Source organism: Streptomyces sp. NPDC006326 (genome assembly GCF_040612915.1).
Taxonomy (GTDB): Bacteria; Actinomycetota; Actinomycetes; order Streptomycetales; family Streptomycetaceae; genus Streptomyces.
Genome location: NZ_JBEXRC010000002.1, coordinates 260,466 through 275,915 on the forward strand (window position 1 = coordinate 260,466; position 15,450 = coordinate 275,915).

Consider the following 15,450-nt stretch of genomic DNA (forward strand, 5'->3'; position numbering starts at 1 on the left):
TGCTCGGGCGAGTGGCGGAACGGCAGACGCGCTGGCTTCAGGTGCCAGTGTCCTTCGGGACGTGGGGGTTCAAATCCCCCCTCGCCCACATCGACGAAACGGTCGTCATCGCGAAAGCGGTGGCGGCCGTTTCGCTTTGGCGTTCCACGTCGTGCCGGTGTCCCTCCTGTGCCGGTCCCGCGGGGGCGCCCAAGATTTTTTTCTTCTCCTCCGTCGGGCCGGTCGACTGTCATCCCCCGCTGCCTCCGCGGTGGTTGACTCCCCGCAGGACGTCCCGGACGCCGATCACGGGCGGCGGGCGCCGAGTTGGCGCGTTTTCCGGTGTGACGCGGGTCTCATCCGGACGACTTTCGTCGGAAGGGCCCGCGACGAAAGAGAGCTGTCCGGGCCGGACGTCGGTGTCTAGGGTCGGGCGCGTGGATGCGAAGGCGAGAGCGCGGGCCGGCTGGGACTGGCTGAGGGGGCCCGAGCCCTGGACCCGGCGGATGCTGGCGGGGGACCTGGCGATCGCGGGGGTGCTGGCCCTGCTCGGCCTGGGCGTGGAGGAGCTCGACCACGGCGGTGTGCGGCGGATGTTCGCCGGCGCCACGGTCGTGGTGGTGCTGACCCTGCTGCGGCGCCGACTGCCGGTGGCGACCTTGGTGGTGGGCGCCGCGGTGTCCCCGTTCCTGCCCGGGACACTGCTGGTCACGAGCCTGCTGGGCTGGTCGGCCGGGCGACGGATCATCGGGGTCGGCCGGGCGCTGGGCGCCTTCACCGTGGCCTTCCTCGCAGAGGTCGGGCTCAGCGTGGTGCAGCAGTGGGCGCAGATGCGGCCCGTGCTGGTGATCGTCTTCTCGACGCTGATGTTCCTGGCGACGACGGTGATGCCGGGCCTGGCCAGCCGGTACTGGTCGCAGCGCCGGACCCTGCTGCGGGCGCTCCAGGAACGCAACGCCCAACTGATGCGGGAGCGGGCGATGGTCGCCGGGCAGGCCCGGCTGCGGGAGCGCCAGCGCATCGCCCAGGACATGCACGACAGCCTCGGCCACCAGCTCGCCCTGATCTCCGTCCACACCGGTGCGCTGGAGGTGGACCCGGCGCTCACCGACCGGCAGCGGGAGGCCGTGGGGGTGCTGCGGCAGGCCTCGGTCGCGGCCATGCACGAGCTGCGCGAGGTGGTCGGCATCCTGCGGGACGGGGTGGAGGCCCCGGCTCCCGTGGAGGAGGCGCAGCCCGCGGCGCGCGGTGTGGCCGGGATCGGGGGGATCGTCGATGCGGCGCGCAGCGCGGGGACCGACGTACGGATGAGCACGTCGGGGCGGCCGAGGCCGCTGGTCGCCGCGTGCGATCACGCGGCGTACCGGATCGTGCAGGAGGCCCTGACGAACGCGTACAAGCACGCGTCGGGGTCGTCGATCTCGGTGGAGCTGCGGTACGAGGACGACTCGCTGGTCGTGGAGATCGCCAACGGGCCGGGGCAGGGGACGGGGCCCGGCGAGGTGGTCTCGGGCGGCCAGGGGCTGACGGGGCTGCGGGAGCGGGCGCGGCTCGTCGGCGGGATGGTGCACGCGGGGGCCACCGAGGACGGCGGCTTCCGGGTGGCCGGGGTGCTGCCCTACGGGGCGGAGCCGGCCGGGGCGGAGGAGGTCGCCGACGACTTCCAGCAGCAGACGCAGGGGCCCGGGCCCGGGGGCGGGCCGCCGATGGACTGGGCGGCGGTGGACCGTGAGCTGACCGTGCGCCGGCGCAGCCGGACCGGTGGGATGGCGCTCGGCTGCGGGATCGCCGTGGCGGCGGTGGTGCTGCTGGTGATCGTGGTCGGGGCCTTCCTCGTGCTGCTGGTGGGCTCGGTGAACGAGTCGATGATCAGCAGGGCCGAGTACGAGCGGGTGCAGGTGGGCGAGTCGGAGGAGGCGGTCCGCGCCCGGCTGCCCGAGGGCGAGGGCTTCCTGACCACCGGCATGGAACGCCGGGGCCCGGAGCGGCCCCAGGGGGCGCAGTGCCTGGCGCTGCTGTCGAGCGAGGACTCGGGTCTGTCCACCGATACCGTTTTCCGGTTCTGCTTCAAGGACGGCAAGCTCGTCGACAAGCAGGCGTACGAGGTCAAGCAGTAGGAGCGCGGATGACAGCCAAGGCGATCCGAGTGGTGATCGCGGACGACGAGCCGCTGATCCGGGCCGGGATCAGGATGATCCTGACCTCGGCGCCGGACATCGAGGTCGTGGCGGAGGCGGCGAACGGCCGCGAGGCCGTCGAGCTGGCCCGCGGGCACGCGCCAAACGTCGTGCTGCTGGACATCCAGATGCCGGTGATGGACGGGCTGAGCGCGCTCGAAGAGCTGGGCCGGGCGGCTCCCGAGGTGCGGGCGCTGATCCTCACCACCTTCGGGGAGAAGGAGAACGTGCTGCGTGCGCTCCGGCAGGGCGGCGCGGGCTTCCTGCTCAAGGATTCGGCGCCGGGAGAGCTGATCGGCGCGGTCCGGGCCGCGGCCAACGGCGATGCGTACCTCTCTCCGGGGGCCACCCGGCATGTGGTGGACCAGCTCGCCGCGGGGCCGGGCCCGGGGCGCGCCGAGGGCCGGCACGGGATCTCCCCCGTGGAGGCGCGGGGACGGGTCGCCGGGCTGAGCGAGCGGGAGCGCGGGGTGCTGGCGCTGCTGGGGGAAGGGCTGTCGAACGCGGACGCCGGCCGTCGCCTCCACATGAGCGAGGCGACGGTGAAGACCTACGTCAGCCGGATCCTGGCGAAGCTGGGATGCGAGAACCGGGTGCAGGCCGCCCTGCTGGCCAGGGACGCCGGGCTCTAGGTACCGTCGGGCCGCATTGATGATGTTGGCCATCATGCGGGCGGTGTTGGCCTGGAACACGAGGGTGGGGGCGGCAGGGCATGGCGGCTGTGATGGACGAACTCGCGGTGGTGGCGGCGGCGAGAGCTGCGGCGGCGCCGGTACCGGCGGGTGGGGGGCGGATACCGGCCGTCGAGGGGTTCGCCCCCCGGGTGGTCGCCGGATCGCCCAAGGAGGCGGGCAAGGCGCTGCGCACGCGCGTGCCGCGGTCGGCCCACGCACGCTTCGAGGCACCGGCCAGGCGGCCGGACGCGGTGCGCGCGGTGGAGGAGTCCAACGTCGGCCGGGTCGCCGAACTGGCGCCGATACGGGTGGGCCGGATGGCGGCGAACCCCTTCGCGTTCCTGCGCGGGTCGGCCGGGCTGATGGCGCACGACCTGTCCGGCGGACCGGTGACCGGCGTCGGCGCGCAGATCTGCGGAGACGCCCACGCGGCGAACTTCGGGCTGTACGGGGATGCGCGCGGCCGGCTCGTCATCGACCTCAACGACTTCGACGAGACCGTCTTCGGTCCATGGGAGTGGGACCTGAAGCGGCTGGCGACCTCCCTGGTGCTGGCCGGCCGGGTGGCCGGCGCAGACGAGGACACCTGCCGGGCCGCGGCGCTCGATGCGGTGGGTGCCTATCGCCGGACCATGCGGCTGCTGGCCAAGCTGCCGGCCCTGGACGCCTGGAACGCCATCGCGGACGAGGAGCTCGTCTCGCACACCGATGCGCGGGATCTGCTGGGCACCCTGGAGCGGGTCTCGGAGAAGGCCCGCAACAACACCTCGGCCCGGTTCGCCGCCAAGTCGACCGAGATCGGTCCCGACGGGGGCCGGCGCTTCGTCGACGCCCTGCCGGTGCTGCGCAGGGTCGGCGACGGCGAGGCGGCGGCCGTCGCGGCCTCGCTGGGCCCGTACCTGCACACGCTCCAGGGGGACCGGCTGCCGCTGCTGGCCCGGTACGCGATCCACGACGTGGCCTTCCGGGTGGTGGGCACCGGCAGCGTCGGTACCCGCTCGTACGTGGTGCTGCTGCTCGACCACCGGGGCGAGCCCCTGGTGCTCCAGGTCAAGGAGGCCCGGCCTTCGGTCCTGCTGCCGTACCTGCCGGCGCTGGGCTTCGTCTCCCCGCCCGAGGAGCACGAGGGCCGCCGGGTGGTGGCCGGCCAGAAGCGGATGCAGGTGGTCTCCGACATCCTGCTGGGCTGGACCACCGTCGAGGGGCGGCCGTACCAGGTGCGGCAGTTCCGCAACCGCAAGGGCAGCGTGGACCCGGCGGCGCTGACGGCCGACCAGATCGACGACTACGGGCGCATGACCGGCGCCCTGCTGGCCCGCGCGCACGCCCACAGCGCCGATCCGCGGCTGCTCGCCGGGTACTGCGGGAAGAACGACGAGCTGGACGAGGCCATGGCCACGTTCGCGGTGGCCTACGCGGACCGGAGTGAGGCCGACCACGCCGTGCTGGTCGCCGCGGTGCGCAATGGGCGGATCGCGGCGGAGGCCGGGGTCTGAGCCCTGCCCCGGCCCGGGGAGAGATGTTTCACGTGAAACCGTGCGAGAGCGGGTAAGACCGCGGGAAACCGTGTTCCACGTGAAACATCGGCCCCCGCCGCACCGGGCTTAGTCTGGCCGGGTGAGCGAGCAGCAGACCGAAGAGACCGTCCCCGGCGACGAGCGTCCCGAGGCCCGCCTGGAGCGGGCCGTGCGGGCCGCCGAGCAGGCGCTGATCGAGTTCGAGATCGCGGTGGAGACCTTCCGCGTGGAGGTGGAGAACTTCTCCCGCCTGCACCACCAGAAGCTCGGCCCGATGTACTCGCGGCTCGACGAACTGGACGCCCTGATCGCCGAGGCGAAGGCGGCGCGCAGCGGTGATGCCGAGGATCTGCGGCGGGCGCGCGAGGCGCGGTCGCTGGTGATGCCGATGCCGGGAGTGGACGAGCTGTTCCACGACTGGCTGGACTCCGAGGGCATGTCCGACGACGCCTCCGCGATGCTCACCGAACGGCCGGTGCGGCCGCCGGAGCGGGTGCGGCCCTCGGAGGAGGTGCGCCGGCTCTACCGGGAGCTGGTCCGCCAGGCGCATCCCGACCTCGCGCAGGACGAGGCCGAGCGGGAGCGGCGCGATGCGTTCATCGCGCGGGTCAACGCGGCGTACGGGCGCGGTGACGAGCAGGTGCTGCGGGCGCTGGCCGAGGAGTGGGCGGCGGGTCCGGTGCCGGAGGCCGTACGGCGGCTGAACGAGAGCGAGGAGCTGTACGCCCGGCTGGAGTGGCTGGCCCAGCGCAAGGAGCTGCTGGCGGCGGTCGCCCGGGAGCTGGAGGACAGTGCGATCGGGTCGATGCTGAGGATGGCACCGGAGGATCCCGACCGGCTGCTGGAGGAGATCGCGGAGCAGCTGCTCGGGCAGGTGGCCGAGCGCGAGGCCGAGCTTGAGGCCATCGCCGCGCAGTGATCTCCCGGTGCGGGGCGCCGTGGGGGCCGTGTCCCGGGGGCGGTGTCCGATAGGTTGGGTGGGAGATCCGTGATGAGAGAAGGCGACGTATGAACTTCGGGCCGCTTCCCTCGGTGGACGCCGCCGCGGTGCCCTCCGAAGGCTTTGTGCTGGACGTCCGCGAGGACGACGAATGGGCTGCCGGCCATGTGGAAGGCGCTCTGCACATCCCGATGAGCGACTTCGTCGCCCGGTTCGGTGAGCTGGCGGAGGTCGTCGAGGACGGCCGCCGCGTGCACGTGATGTGCCGGGTCGGCGGGCGCTCCGCGCAGGTGACCCAGTACCTGGTGCGCCAGGGCATCGACGCGGTCAACGTCGACGGCGGGATGCAGGCCTGGGACGGTGCCGGGCGCCCGATGGTCTCCGCCACCGGGAACCCGGCCTTCGTGCTCTGAGGGCCTGGGCGAGGCGCCCGGGCGGGGATCAGGCGAGGGGGTGGGCGGCCAGGAGGTCGCCCAGGGCCTCCTCGTGCGCTGCGGCCGGGCCGAGCTGGAGTTCCAGCTGTTTGGCCCAGGCGTGGTAGCGGTGCAGGGGGTAGTCGGTGTCGGCACCGAAGCCGCCGTGCAGGTGCTGGGCCGTCTGTACGACCCGGCGCACCCCCTCCGAGGCCCATATCTTGGCGACCGCGACATCGCCGGCGACCGGCAGCGGGCCGCCCGCTGCGCCGGTCGCCGCATCGAGCCGCCAGGCGGCCTGCCAGAGGGTGACCTCCATGGCGCGCAGGTCGATGTAGCGGTCGGCGGCCTGGACGGCCACGGCCTGGAAGGTGGCCACCGGGAAGCCGAACTGCTCGCGTTTGCCGGTGTACTCGCCGGTCATGCCGAGGACGCGCTCGCCGAGGCCCAGCGCCAGTGCGCAGGTCCCCGTGGTGAGCAGCCGGCGGAGGTGCTCCCAGGCTTCCGGGGCCTCGATGAGGTGGGTTCCGGGCACCCGCACCCCGTCCAGGACGAGTTGGGCCAGCCGTTCCCCGCTGGTGGAGAACTGGTCGGCCAGGGAGAGTCCTCCGGTGGACCGGGGGACCAGCGCGAGGACGGCCTCCCCCTCGCCGGTGTGGGCCGGTACGGCGATCCAGTCGGCGCCGTGCGCCCAGGGGACCGCGGTCTGCACCCCGTCGAGGACCCACCCGCCGCCCTCGTGACGGGCGGTGACGGCGAGTTCGGCCGGGTCGTGCCCGCTGCGGCCCTGGGCGGCGGCGGTGAGGACCAGGCTTCCGCGCCCTGCGCCGGGCAGCAGGGCGGCGGCCAGTTCGGGGCTGCCGTGGGCCTGGACGGCCATGGCGGTGGCGCAGTGCTCCAGGAGCGGCACCCGGGCCAGTACCTTCGCGGCCTCGCGCAGCACCAGGCACAGGGCGATGGTGTCGAGTCCGGCCCCGCCGTGCTCCTCGGCCAGCACCAGGCCCAGCAGGTCCGACGCGGCGAGCTTGGCCCACAGGGGCCGGTCGAAGTCGTCGGCGACCGCCCCCGGGGTGAGCGCGGGGCTGGGCACGCCGTCCGGGGCGACGTCCGTGAAGACGGCCTTGGCCGCCTCGACGGCGGCCTGCTGCTCCTCGGTGAAGGTGAAGTCCACTGCCAGTCCTCCCGCGCACACCGGAACCCGTTCTGTTCTGACGGTGCGTCAAGATAGAACAGCTTCCCGTAAATGCCCAGGGGCGGGAACGGCAGCCCGACCAGCGGTCCGTGCCCGTCGGTCAGCGGTCGAAGTCGATCTCCACCTCGTCCGTCACCGGGTGCGACTGGCAGGCCAGCACGAACCCGGCCTCCGTCTCCTCCGCCTCCAGCGCGAAGTTCCGGTCCATCCGGACCTCGCCCCGCACCACGAAGGCCCGGCAGGTGCCGCACACCCCGCCCTTGCAGGCGTACGGGGCGTCGGCGCGGTTGCGCAGGACCGCGTCGAGCAGGGATTCCCCCTCACGGACCGGCCAGGTGCCGGAGCGGCCGTCGAGGCGGGCGGTGACCTGCCCGCACGATGCCGCCGCGGCCGCGGACGCCGCCGCGGGAGCCGGCACCGTGGCGTCCTCGACGTGGAAGACCTCCTCGTGGATCCGGTTCCGGCCGACCCCGAGCGCGCCCAGCGCCTGCTCCGCGCCCAGCACCAGCCCGTACGGGCCGCAGAGGAACCAGCCCGTCACCTCCGCGACCGGCAGCAGGGCCGGCAGCAGGGACTTCAGCCGCTCCTCGTCCAGGCGCCCGGACGGCAGTCCGGCCTCCTGCTCCTCCCGGGACAGCACCGTCACCAGCTGGAAGCGGTCCGGGTAGCGGTCCTTGAGGTCGGCGACCTCCTCCAGGAACATCGTCGAGGCCGCCGTACGGTCGCTGCGGACCAGGCAGAACCGGGCGTCGGGCCGCGCCGCCAGCAACGAGGCCGCGATCGACAGCACCGGCGTGATCCCGCTGCCGCCGACGATCGCCGCATAGTGCCCGGCGTCCGGGGCGGCGGCGGGGTCCAGTACGAACCGGCCGGCCGGGACCATCACGTCGAGCACGTCCCCGGCCGCGACCTCCTTGTGCGCGAAGGTGGAGAACTCGCCGCCCTCCACCAGCCGCACGCCGACCCGCAGCTGCGCGGGACCGGGGCCGCCGGGCTCCGGTGCGGGCGAGCAGATGGAGTAGGTGCGGCGGATCTCCACGCCCTCCGGGGTGCTGCGGCGCAGGGTGAGGTGCTGGCCGGGGGCGTGCCGGTACTCGGCGCGCAGCTCCGGCGGGACCTGCAGGGTCAGTGCCACCGAGTCGTCGGTGAGCCGGTCGACCGCCGCCACCGTCAGCCGGTGGAAGGCGCCGTGGCGCGCGGGGCGCGGGGCCACCGCAGCGGACGACGGCGCGGGCGACGGCGTGGACTCGGCCATCTACAGCTCCTTGAAGTGGTCGAACGGTTCACGGCAGGCGGTGCAGCGGCGCAGCGCCTTGCATGCGGTGGAGGAGAACCGGCTGAGCAGCTCGGTGTCGGTCGAGCCGCAGTGGGGGCAGCGGACCGAGAGGATCAGCGGGACCGGCCCGCCCGCCGCGTGCGGACGGGGCGGGGCGATGCCGAACTCGGCGAGCTTGCGGCGTCCTTCGGCGCTGATGTCGTCGGTCGACCAGGCGGGGGACAGGACCGTGCGCACCCGGACGTCCGCCATGCCGTGGTCGGTCAGGGCCCGCTCGATGTCGGCGGACATGGCCTCGATGGCGGGGCAGCCGGTGTAGGTGGGGGTGAGGGTGACCTCGACGTGGCCGTCCTCCTGCACCCGCACCCCGCGCAGCACGCCGAGCTCGGCGAGGGTGAGGACGGGCAGCTCCGGGTCCGGGACGGAGCCGGCGAGCTCGGCCAGCTCCGCCTCCAGGCGGGTCGAACCCTCGTGCGGTGCGGCGGTCTGCGCCGGGTCCGTCACCACGATGCCCCCGGGTGGCTGCGGTGCAGGTGCTGCATCTCGGCCAGCAGCCTGCCGAACGGCTCCGTGTGCAGGCCCTCGCGGCCCGCTCCGGCCACCCAGGCCCCGGTGCGCGGCCCCGCGGGGAGCGCGAGCCCGGCCCGCTCCAGTACGTCGCCCACCGCGGCGAGCCAGCGGCCCTCCAAGGCGCTCCATTCCACCCCGTCGAGCCCCTCCACCGGCTGGAACGGCTCGCCCGTGTACTTCCACAGCCCGTCCAGGGCGGCCCGGATCCGGCGGTGGCTCTCCTCGGTCCCGTCGCCGAGCCGCAGGGTCCACTGCTCGGCGTGGTCGCGGTGGTACGCGGTCTCCTTGACGGCCTTGGCGGCGAGGGCGGCGAACGGGCCGTCCCCGGCGGCGAGTTCCGCGTAGAGCTCGTGCTGGTAGAAGGAGAAGTACAGCTGCCGGGCGATGGTGTGGGCGAAGTCGCCGTTGGGCTGCTCGACCAGCTGGAGGTTGCGGAAGGACCGCTCCTCGCGCAGGAAGGCGAGCTCGTCCTCGTCGCCGGCCATGGACAGCAGGACGCGGGCCTGGCCGAGCAGGTCGAGCGCGATGTTGGCGAGGGCGACCTCCTCCTCCAGGACCGGGGCGTGACCGGCCCACTCGCCGAGGCGGTGGGAGAGGATCAGCGCGTCGTCCCCGAGCGCGAGGGCGGCCGCGTGGGTGACGTCGGTGCTGGTCACAGGTGGCTCACCCCCTCGGGGATGTCGTAGAAGGTGGGGTGGCGGTACGGCTTGTCGGCGGACGGCTCGAAGAACGGGTCCCGCTCGTCGGGCGAGGAGGCGGTGATCTCGGTGGAGGGCACCACCCAGATCGAGATGCCCTCGCCGCGCCGGGTGTAGAGGTCGCGGGCATTGCGCAGGGCCATTTCCGCATCGGGTGCGTGCAGGCTGCCCGCGTGCGTGTGCGAGAGGCCGCGGCGCGAGCGCACGAACACCTCCCACAGTGGCCAGTTCTGCGTCATACCCCTGCCTCCTCGTTCACGTTCTGGTGGGCGTTCCCGCCCGGGGCTCCGGTGCGGCCCTCGGGCTCCGGCGCGTGCTTGCGCGCATACGCCGCGGCTGCCTCGCGGACCCAGGCGCCTTCCTCGTGGGCCCGGCGCCGCTGGCCGATCCGCTGCTCGTTGCACGGGCCGTTGCCCTTCAGCACGTCCCAGAACTCGGCCCAGTCGATCGGGCCGAAGTCGTAGTGCCCGCGCTCCTCGTTCCACTTGAGGTCCGGGTCGGGCAGGGTCAGGCCCAGCGCCTCAGCCTGCGGCACGGCGATGTCCACGAAGCGCTGGCGCAGCTCGTCATTGGAGTGCCGCTTGATCCGCCACGCCATCGACTGCGCGGAGTGCGCCGACTCGTCGTCGGGCGGGCCGAACATCATCAGCGAGGGCCACCACCAGCGGTCGACCGCGTCCTGCGCCATGGCGTGCTGCGCCTCGGTGCCCTTGGAGAGGGTCATGAGGAGCTCGAAGCCCTGGCGCTGGTGGAAGGACTCCTCCTTGCAGATCCGGACCATGGCGCGCGCGTACGGCCCGTACGAGCAGCGGCAGATCGGCACCTGGTTGGTGATCGCCGCCCCGTCCACGAGCCAGCCGATCGCACCGACGTCGGCCCAGGTCAGGGTGGGGTAGTTGAAGATCGAGGAGTACTTCTGCTTGCCGGAGTGGAGCTTGTCGAGCAGCTCGTCGCGACTGGTGCCGAGGGTTTCGGCGGCGCTGTAGAGGTACAGCCCGTGCCCGGCCTCGTCCTGGACCTTGGCCATCAGGATGGCCTTGCGGCGCAGCGAGGGCGCCCGGGTGATCCAGTTGGCCTCCGGCTGCATGCCGATGATCTCGGAGTGGGCGTGCTGGGCCATCTGGCGTACGAGCGAGGCCCGGTACTCCTCGGGCATCCAGTCGCGCGGCTCCACCCGCTCGTCCGCGGCCACGGCCGCGTCGAAGGCTGCCGCGAGCTGTGCCCCGAGGTCAGCCCCGAGGCCCGTGTCCTGCCCCGTTTCCGGGGTCACTGCCACCATCCCGGCCCCCTGCCAGAGTCTTCGTTGACCGCCCGACCGACCGATCGTTCGGTTCGTCCTCTTCAATGGTGAGACGAGGGCCCGTAGGGTGTCAACCTCTGTGGTCAACCGTGTGGTCGCCGGACGGGACGGGGCGGGATGGTTTCGAACGAGCGCGAGGCCGCGGAACGGGTCGTTCCGACGGTCGCCCCGCCGGGCGATTCCCCGGGCGGGCCCTCCCCGGACGCGTCACCGGACGCGTCACCGGACCCATCCCCCGACGCGTCCCGCCACCCGTCCCCCGGCCCGCCGCCCGCCGGTGCTCCGGCGCGGGCCGCCGGGATCGCCGGGCTGTCCGCCCCCTATCGGGTCCTCGCGGCCCTCGCGGCGGCGGTCGTGGCCCTCGCCGCCTGCACCCACCTGGCCCTGGTCTTCCTGCACGTCGCCCCCGCCAACACCGTCAGCAAGCGGCACGCGGAGGCGATCGACGACTGGATCTACCCCGAGTTCGAGCAGAACTGGAAGCTCTTCGCCCCCAACCCGCTCCAGCAGAACATCGCCGTCGAGGTCCGCGCGGAGACCCGGACGGCCGGCGGCGCGGTGGTCACCGGCAGCTGGCGCGACCTGTCCGCCGAGGACGGCGCGGCCATCCGGCACCGCCTGCTGCCGAGCCACACGCGGCAGAACGAGCTGCGCCGGGCCTGGGACTTCTACACCAGTTCCCACGACGAGGACGAGAAGCCGTCCGGCGAACGCGGCGAGCTCTCGGAGCAGTACCTGCGGCGGATCGCGCTGGAGCGGCTGACCGCCCCCGGGGGAGGCGCGGCGGAGGGCGAGATCGTGCGGATCCAGCTGCGCTCGGCGACGCGGGCGGTGGCCGCGCCCAAGTGGAGCGACGAGACGACGGACACGCAGACGTACTACCGGGAGCTGCCGTGGTGGACGGTGTGAGGCGCCCGGCGGAGGCCGGCCGGGCTGCGCGGGCCGCCGCCGGACGGGTGCTCGCCGAGGTCACGGGGCGGGCACTGGGCCCGTACCAGAGCGCGGTGGTCCGCATCGGCTTCTCCGCGACCTGGCTGTTCTTCCTGCTGCGGGAGTTCCCCAACCGGCACGAGCTGTACGGCCCGGACGGGCCCTGGAGCTGGGAGCTGGCGCGCCGCCTGACCCACTCGAACCGGGCCTTCACGGTGCTGATGTGGTCGGACTCGGCGCTGTGGTTCGAGGCCGTGTACGCGGTGGCCCTGCTGGCGAGCGCGCTGCTGCTGCTGGGCTGGCGGACGCGGGCGATGTCCCTGCTGTTCATGGTGGGGGTGCTGTCCCTGCAGAACCGCAGTGTGTTCATGGGCGACGGCGGGGACAACGTCATCCACCTGATGGCGATGTACCTGGTGCTGACCCGGTGTGCGCAGGTGTGGTCGCTGGACGCGCGCAGGGCCCGCCGCAGCGGCTCGGCGACGGCCGGGGCGGCCGGGCCCGTGCTGTGGGCCGTGCTGGGCTCGGTGTTCGCGTACGGGGCGGTGACGGCGCGCTTCGGCTACGGCTGGCTCGCGGTCTTCGCGGCGCTGTGGGTGCTGGGCGCGGTGTGGTGGATGGTGGACCGGTACGAGCCGCAGGGAGAGGGCCGGGCGGTCCTGGACGTCCTGGCGAACGTGCTGCACAACGCCGGAATGCTGGTGATCATGGCGGAGGTCTGCCTGATCTATGCGACGGCCGGCTGGTACAAGGTCCAGGGCTCGCGCTGGCAGGACGGGACCGCGCTGTACTACCCGCTCGGGCTGGACTACTTCAGCCCGTGGCCGGGGCTGTCCTCGCTGGTGGCGGGCAGCGGGCTGGTGGTGATGGTGCTGTCGTACGGGACGGTGGTGGTGCAGGTCGCCTTCCCGTTCACCGTGTTCAACCGGCGGATCAAGAACGTGCTGCTGGCGCTGATGATGCTGGAGCACGCCGGGATCGCGGTGCTGCTGGGGCTGCCGTTCTTCTCGCTGGCGATGATCGCCGCCGACGCGGTGTTCCTGCCGACGGGGTTCCTGGTGTGGGCGGGGGGCAGGGCCGCCGGGCTCGTGCCGGCTGCTCGGCGGGACGGGGCCGCGCGGACGGCCGCGGACGGCGATCCCGTGCCTGCTCCGGCGGGGCCTTAGGGTCGGCGGTATGAGTGAGCGGGAGCAGACGGCGCGGGCGTGGCGGGAAGCCGTCGAACGGGAGGACGTGGTACTCCTCGACGGGTTCCACGCGCTGAAGCACGCCCTGCGGTTCGGGGCCCGCGTGGTGGCCGCCGTCGCCGACGACCCCGAGGCGGTACGGGCGCTCGCCGCCGAGCTGGCCCCGGACGTGGAGGCGGACGTGGCACGGCTGGTGCGCACGGCCGAGCTGCGGACGCTGCTGACCCGCAGCCACCCCACCGGCGTCGCCGCGCTGGCGGTCAGGCCGGACCGGGCCGAGGGCCGGGCGCACCTGGAGCGGATGCCGCGCACCGCGCCCGTGGTGGTGCTGGACAACCCCCGCAACCTCGGCAACGTCGGCGCCGTCGTACGGCTCGCCGCCGGCTTCGGCGCCACCGGGGTGGTGACCCGCGGCGACCTCGACCCCTGGCACCCCAACGTGGTCCGGGCCGGTGCCGGGCTGCACTACGCCACCACCGTCGACCGGGTGGAGATCGGGACCCTGCCGCAGGGTCCGCTCTACGCGCTCGACCCGGAGGGCGAGGACATCCGCGCCCTCACGCTCCCGGACGACGCCCTGCTCGCCTTCGGCTCCGAACGCCACGGCATCTCGCCCGAGCTGCGCGCCCGCGCCGACCACCTGGTGTCGCTGCCGATGCGGCCGCAGGTCTCCAGCTACAACCTGGCCACCAGCGTGGCCATGACGCTCTTCCACTGGGGCGGCCCGCACCCGGGCGGGCCGCACCCCGCGACCGCCTAGGCCTGGCGGCGGACCTCCACCACGCGGAAGCGGTTCGCGACGAACGCCCCGTCGCACAGGGCCGCATTGGCCGCCGGGTTGCCGCCGGAGCCGTGGAAGTCGGAGAAGGCCGCGGTCTGGTTGACGTAGACCCCGCCGGTGAGGTTCAGCGAGAGCTGCGCCGACTCCTCCAGGCAGACCTCCTCGATCGCCCGCTCGGTGTCCGCGGACGTCGTGTACGCGCCCACCGTCATCGCACCCTTCTCCCGCACCGTGCGGCGCAGCAGCTCCAGCGCGTCCGCGGTCGAGTCGACCGCCACCGCGAAGGACACCGGGCCGAAGCACTCCGAGAAGTAGGGAGCCTCCGCGTCCGGCTTGGAGCCGTCCAGCTTCACCATGACCGGGGTGCGCACCACCGCGCCCGGGAACTCCGGGTTCACGACCTCGCGGGACGGCAGGGCGACCTCGCCGAGGGCGGCCGCCGCCTCCAGGCGGGCCTTGACGTCCGGGTTGACCAGGGCGCCGAGCAGCGCATTGGCCCGGGCGTCGTCGCCCAGCAGGCCGCCGACGGAGGCCGCGAGGTCGGCGACGACCTCGTCGTACGTCTTGTGGCCGGCGTCGGTGGCGATGCCGTCGCGCGGGATCAGCAGGTTCTGCGGGGTGGTGCACATCTGGCCGCTGTAGAGGGACAGCGAGAAGGCCAGGTTGGAGAGCATCCCCTTGTAGTCGTCGGTCGAGTCGATGACGACCGTGTTGACGCCGGCCTTCTCCGTGTAGACCTGGGCCTGGCGGGCGTTGGACTCCAGCCAGTCGCCGAACTCCGTCGACCCGGTGTAGTCGATCAGCTTGATCTCCGGCCGGACGGCGAGGGTCTTGGCGATTCCCTCCCCCGGGCGCTCGGCCGCCAGCGCCACCAGGTTGGCGTCGAAGCCGCTCTCGGCGAGGACCTCGCGGGCGACCTGCACCGTGAGGGCCAGCGGCAGCACGGCCCGCGGGTGCGGCTTGACCAGCACCGCATTGCCGGTGGCGAGGGAGGCGAACAGGCCCGGGTAGCCGTTCCAGGTCGGGAAGGTATTGCAGCCGATCACGAGCGCGATGCCGCGCGGGACGGCGGTGAAGGTCTTGCCCAGCTCCAGCGGGTCCTTCTTGCCCTGCGGCTTGGACCAGTCGGCCCGGCCGGGAACCCGGGTCTGCTCCGCGTACGCGTACGCCACGGCCTCCAGGCCGCGGTCCTGCGCGTGGGGGCCGCCCGCCTGGAACGCCATCATGAACGCCTGGCCGCTGGTGTGCATGACCGCGTGCGCGAACTCGTGCGTCCGCGCGCTGATCCGGGACAGGATCTCGATGCAGACCAGGGCGCGCGCCTCGGGGCCGGCGTCCCGCCAGGCGCCCATCCCCTCCCGCATCGCGGGCAGCAGCACGTCAAGATCGGCGTGCGGGTACTCCACGCCCAGCTCCGGGCCGTACGGGGACACCTCGCCGCCCGTCCAGCCGTCGGTGCCGGGCTGGCCCAGGTCGAGCCGGGTGCCGTGCAGCGCCTGGAAGGCGGCGAGCCCGTCGGCCGGCGCGGTCTCGCCGTACGCCTTGGGGTGTTCGGGGTGCGGTGACCAGTAGGCGCGGCTGCGGATGGCGGCCAGCGCCTGGTCGAGGGTCGTCCGGTGCTTGGCGGACAGCTGGGGGACGGTGAGCTCGGCGGCCATCAGGGACCAACTCCTCGTTGAGCCGGGCAAGATCAGGCTGGTTCGCAGTCTGAGATCAGGCAGGGGCGGGTGAAGAAGAGCAGACTGGAGCTAGAGTAACCGAACGATCGGTCGGGACAAGAGGGCCCGCCAGACCTGTGGACAACCCGGTGCGGGAG

At 73.3% G+C, this 15,450-nt stretch carries 15 protein-coding genes and 1 tRNA gene; 9 read left to right on the top strand and 7 right to left on the bottom strand.

The features are described from left to right. Positions 1-5 precede the first annotated feature (5 nt). The 6 genes from ABZ128_RS02890 to ABZ128_RS02915 all read left to right on the top strand — a co-directional run bounded on the left by ABZ128_RS02890 (position 6) and on the right by ABZ128_RS02915 (position 5,700). Positions 6-88 (top strand) — tRNA-Leu (locus tag ABZ128_RS02890). A 328-nt stretch (positions 89-416) separates the two neighbouring features. Further along, the gene (locus ABZ128_RS02895; protein ID WP_356845670.1) at positions 417-2,096 is read left to right on the top strand and encodes a sensor histidine kinase; all 1,680 of its coding nucleotides are present in this window, start codon (positions 417-419) and stop codon (positions 2,094-2,096) included. An 8-nt stretch (positions 2,097-2,104) separates the two neighbouring features. Continuing rightward, positions 2,105-2,788 carry a response regulator transcription factor gene (locus ABZ128_RS02900; RefSeq protein ID WP_356845671.1) on the top strand — a complete coding sequence of 228 codons (684 nt, stop codon included), beginning with the start codon at positions 2,105-2,107 and terminating at the stop codon, positions 2,786-2,788. Between the two features lie 92 nt (positions 2,789-2,880). Continuing rightward, on the top strand, positions 2,881-4,326 hold the full coding sequence (locus ABZ128_RS02905) for a DUF2252 domain-containing protein (RefSeq protein WP_356845720.1): 1,446 nt from the start codon (positions 2,881-2,883) through the stop codon (positions 4,324-4,326). 121 nt (positions 4,327-4,447) lie between these two features. Continuing rightward, positions 4,448-5,266, top strand: a complete 819-nt coding sequence (locus ABZ128_RS02910) for a J domain-containing protein (protein WP_356845672.1) — start codon at positions 4,448-4,450, stop codon at positions 5,264-5,266. Positions 5,267-5,355: 89 nt separating this feature from the next. After that, positions 5,356-5,700 (top strand): rhodanese-like domain-containing protein, encoded by a 345-nt coding sequence (locus ABZ128_RS02915; RefSeq protein WP_356845673.1) that lies wholly within the window; start codon positions 5,356-5,358, stop codon positions 5,698-5,700. Between the two features lie 28 nt (positions 5,701-5,728). On the opposite strand, the gene ABZ128_RS02920 is transcribed toward ABZ128_RS02915, so the two are convergent. The 6 genes from ABZ128_RS02920 to paaA form a co-directional block, all read right to left on the bottom strand. Continuing rightward, positions 5,729-6,871 (bottom strand): acyl-CoA dehydrogenase family protein, encoded by a 1,143-nt coding sequence (locus tag ABZ128_RS02920; RefSeq protein WP_356845674.1) that lies wholly within the window; start codon positions 6,869-6,871, stop codon positions 5,729-5,731. A gap of 121 nt (positions 6,872-6,992) precedes the next feature. After that, positions 6,993-8,147, bottom strand: a complete 1,155-nt coding sequence (locus ABZ128_RS02925) for a 2Fe-2S iron-sulfur cluster-binding protein (protein ID WP_356845675.1) — start codon at positions 8,145-8,147, stop codon at positions 6,993-6,995. After that, positions 8,148-8,672: a 1,2-phenylacetyl-CoA epoxidase subunit PaaD gene (gene paaD, locus ABZ128_RS02930; RefSeq protein WP_356845721.1), complete on the bottom strand. Its 525-nt coding sequence runs from the start codon at positions 8,670-8,672 to the stop codon at positions 8,148-8,150. Beyond that, the gene (paaC, locus tag ABZ128_RS02935; RefSeq protein ID WP_356845676.1) at positions 8,669-9,394 is read right to left on the bottom strand and encodes a 1,2-phenylacetyl-CoA epoxidase subunit PaaC; all 726 of its coding nucleotides are present in this window, start codon (positions 9,392-9,394) and stop codon (positions 8,669-8,671) included. The genes paaD and paaC overlap by 4 nt, the downstream gene beginning before the upstream one ends. Next, positions 9,391-9,675, bottom strand: a complete 285-nt coding sequence (gene paaB / locus ABZ128_RS02940) for a 1,2-phenylacetyl-CoA epoxidase subunit PaaB (RefSeq protein ID WP_356845677.1) — start codon at positions 9,673-9,675, stop codon at positions 9,391-9,393. Before paaB ends, paaC begins: the two co-directional genes overlap by 4 nt. Then, entirely contained in the window at positions 9,672-10,715 is a 1,044-nt protein-coding gene (gene paaA / locus ABZ128_RS02945; protein ID WP_356845678.1) for a 1,2-phenylacetyl-CoA epoxidase subunit PaaA, read from the bottom strand. The genes paaB and paaA overlap by 4 nt, the downstream gene beginning before the upstream one ends. A 138-nt stretch (positions 10,716-10,853) precedes the next feature. On the opposite strand from paaA, the gene ABZ128_RS02950 reads away from it, so the two are divergent. From ABZ128_RS02950 to ABZ128_RS02960, 3 genes are read left to right on the top strand one after another with little or no spacing between them, the layout of a single operon-like run. Beyond that, positions 10,854-11,645: a DUF5819 family protein gene (locus tag ABZ128_RS02950; RefSeq protein ID WP_356845679.1), complete on the top strand. Its 792-nt coding sequence runs from the start codon at positions 10,854-10,856 to the stop codon at positions 11,643-11,645. Positions 11,646-11,692: 47 nt separating this feature from the next. Beyond that, on the top strand, positions 11,693-12,832 hold the full coding sequence (locus tag ABZ128_RS02955) for an HTTM domain-containing protein (RefSeq protein ID WP_356845722.1): 1,140 nt from the start codon (positions 11,693-11,695) through the stop codon (positions 12,830-12,832). Positions 12,833-12,842: 10 nt separating this feature from the next. Continuing rightward, complete coding sequence (locus ABZ128_RS02960) at positions 12,843-13,613, top strand: TrmH family RNA methyltransferase (RefSeq protein ID WP_356845680.1); 771 nt, start codon at positions 12,843-12,845, stop codon at positions 13,611-13,613. Here the strand turns inward: ABZ128_RS02960 and paaN are convergent. After that, positions 13,610-15,292: a phenylacetic acid degradation protein PaaN gene (gene paaN, locus ABZ128_RS02965; RefSeq protein WP_356845681.1), complete on the bottom strand. Its 1,683-nt coding sequence runs from the start codon at positions 15,290-15,292 to the stop codon at positions 13,610-13,612. The genes ABZ128_RS02960 and paaN overlap by 4 nt on opposite strands. Positions 15,293-15,450: the final 158 nt, after the last annotated feature.

Coding starts and splice junctions, on each gene's coding strand:
- ABZ128_RS02900 (WP_356845671.1), top strand. CDS start 2,105: ATGACAGCCAAGGCGATCCGAGTGGTGATCGCGGACGACGAGCCGCTG.
- ABZ128_RS02905 (WP_356845720.1), top strand. CDS start 2,881: ATGGACGAACTCGCGGTGGTGGCGGCGGCGAGAGCTGCGGCGGCGCCG.
- ABZ128_RS02915 (WP_356845673.1), top strand. CDS start 5,356: ATGAACTTCGGGCCGCTTCCCTCGGTGGACGCCGCCGCGGTGCCCTCC.
- ABZ128_RS02925 (WP_356845675.1), bottom strand. CDS start 8,147: ATGGCCGAGTCCACGCCGTCGCCCGCGCCGTCGTCCGCTGCGGTGGCC.
- paaB (WP_356845677.1), bottom strand. CDS start 9,675: ATGACGCAGAACTGGCCACTGTGGGAGGTGTTCGTGCGCTCGCGCCGC.
- paaA (WP_356845678.1), bottom strand. CDS start 10,715: ATGGTGGCAGTGACCCCGGAAACGGGGCAGGACACGGGCCTCGGGGCT.
- ABZ128_RS02950 (WP_356845679.1), top strand. CDS start 10,854: ATGGTTTCGAACGAGCGCGAGGCCGCGGAACGGGTCGTTCCGACGGTC.
- ABZ128_RS02960 (WP_356845680.1), top strand. CDS start 12,843: ATGAGTGAGCGGGAGCAGACGGCGCGGGCGTGGCGGGAAGCCGTCGAA.
- paaN (WP_356845681.1), bottom strand. CDS start 15,292: ATGGCCGCCGAGCTCACCGTCCCCCAGCTGTCCGCCAAGCACCGGACG.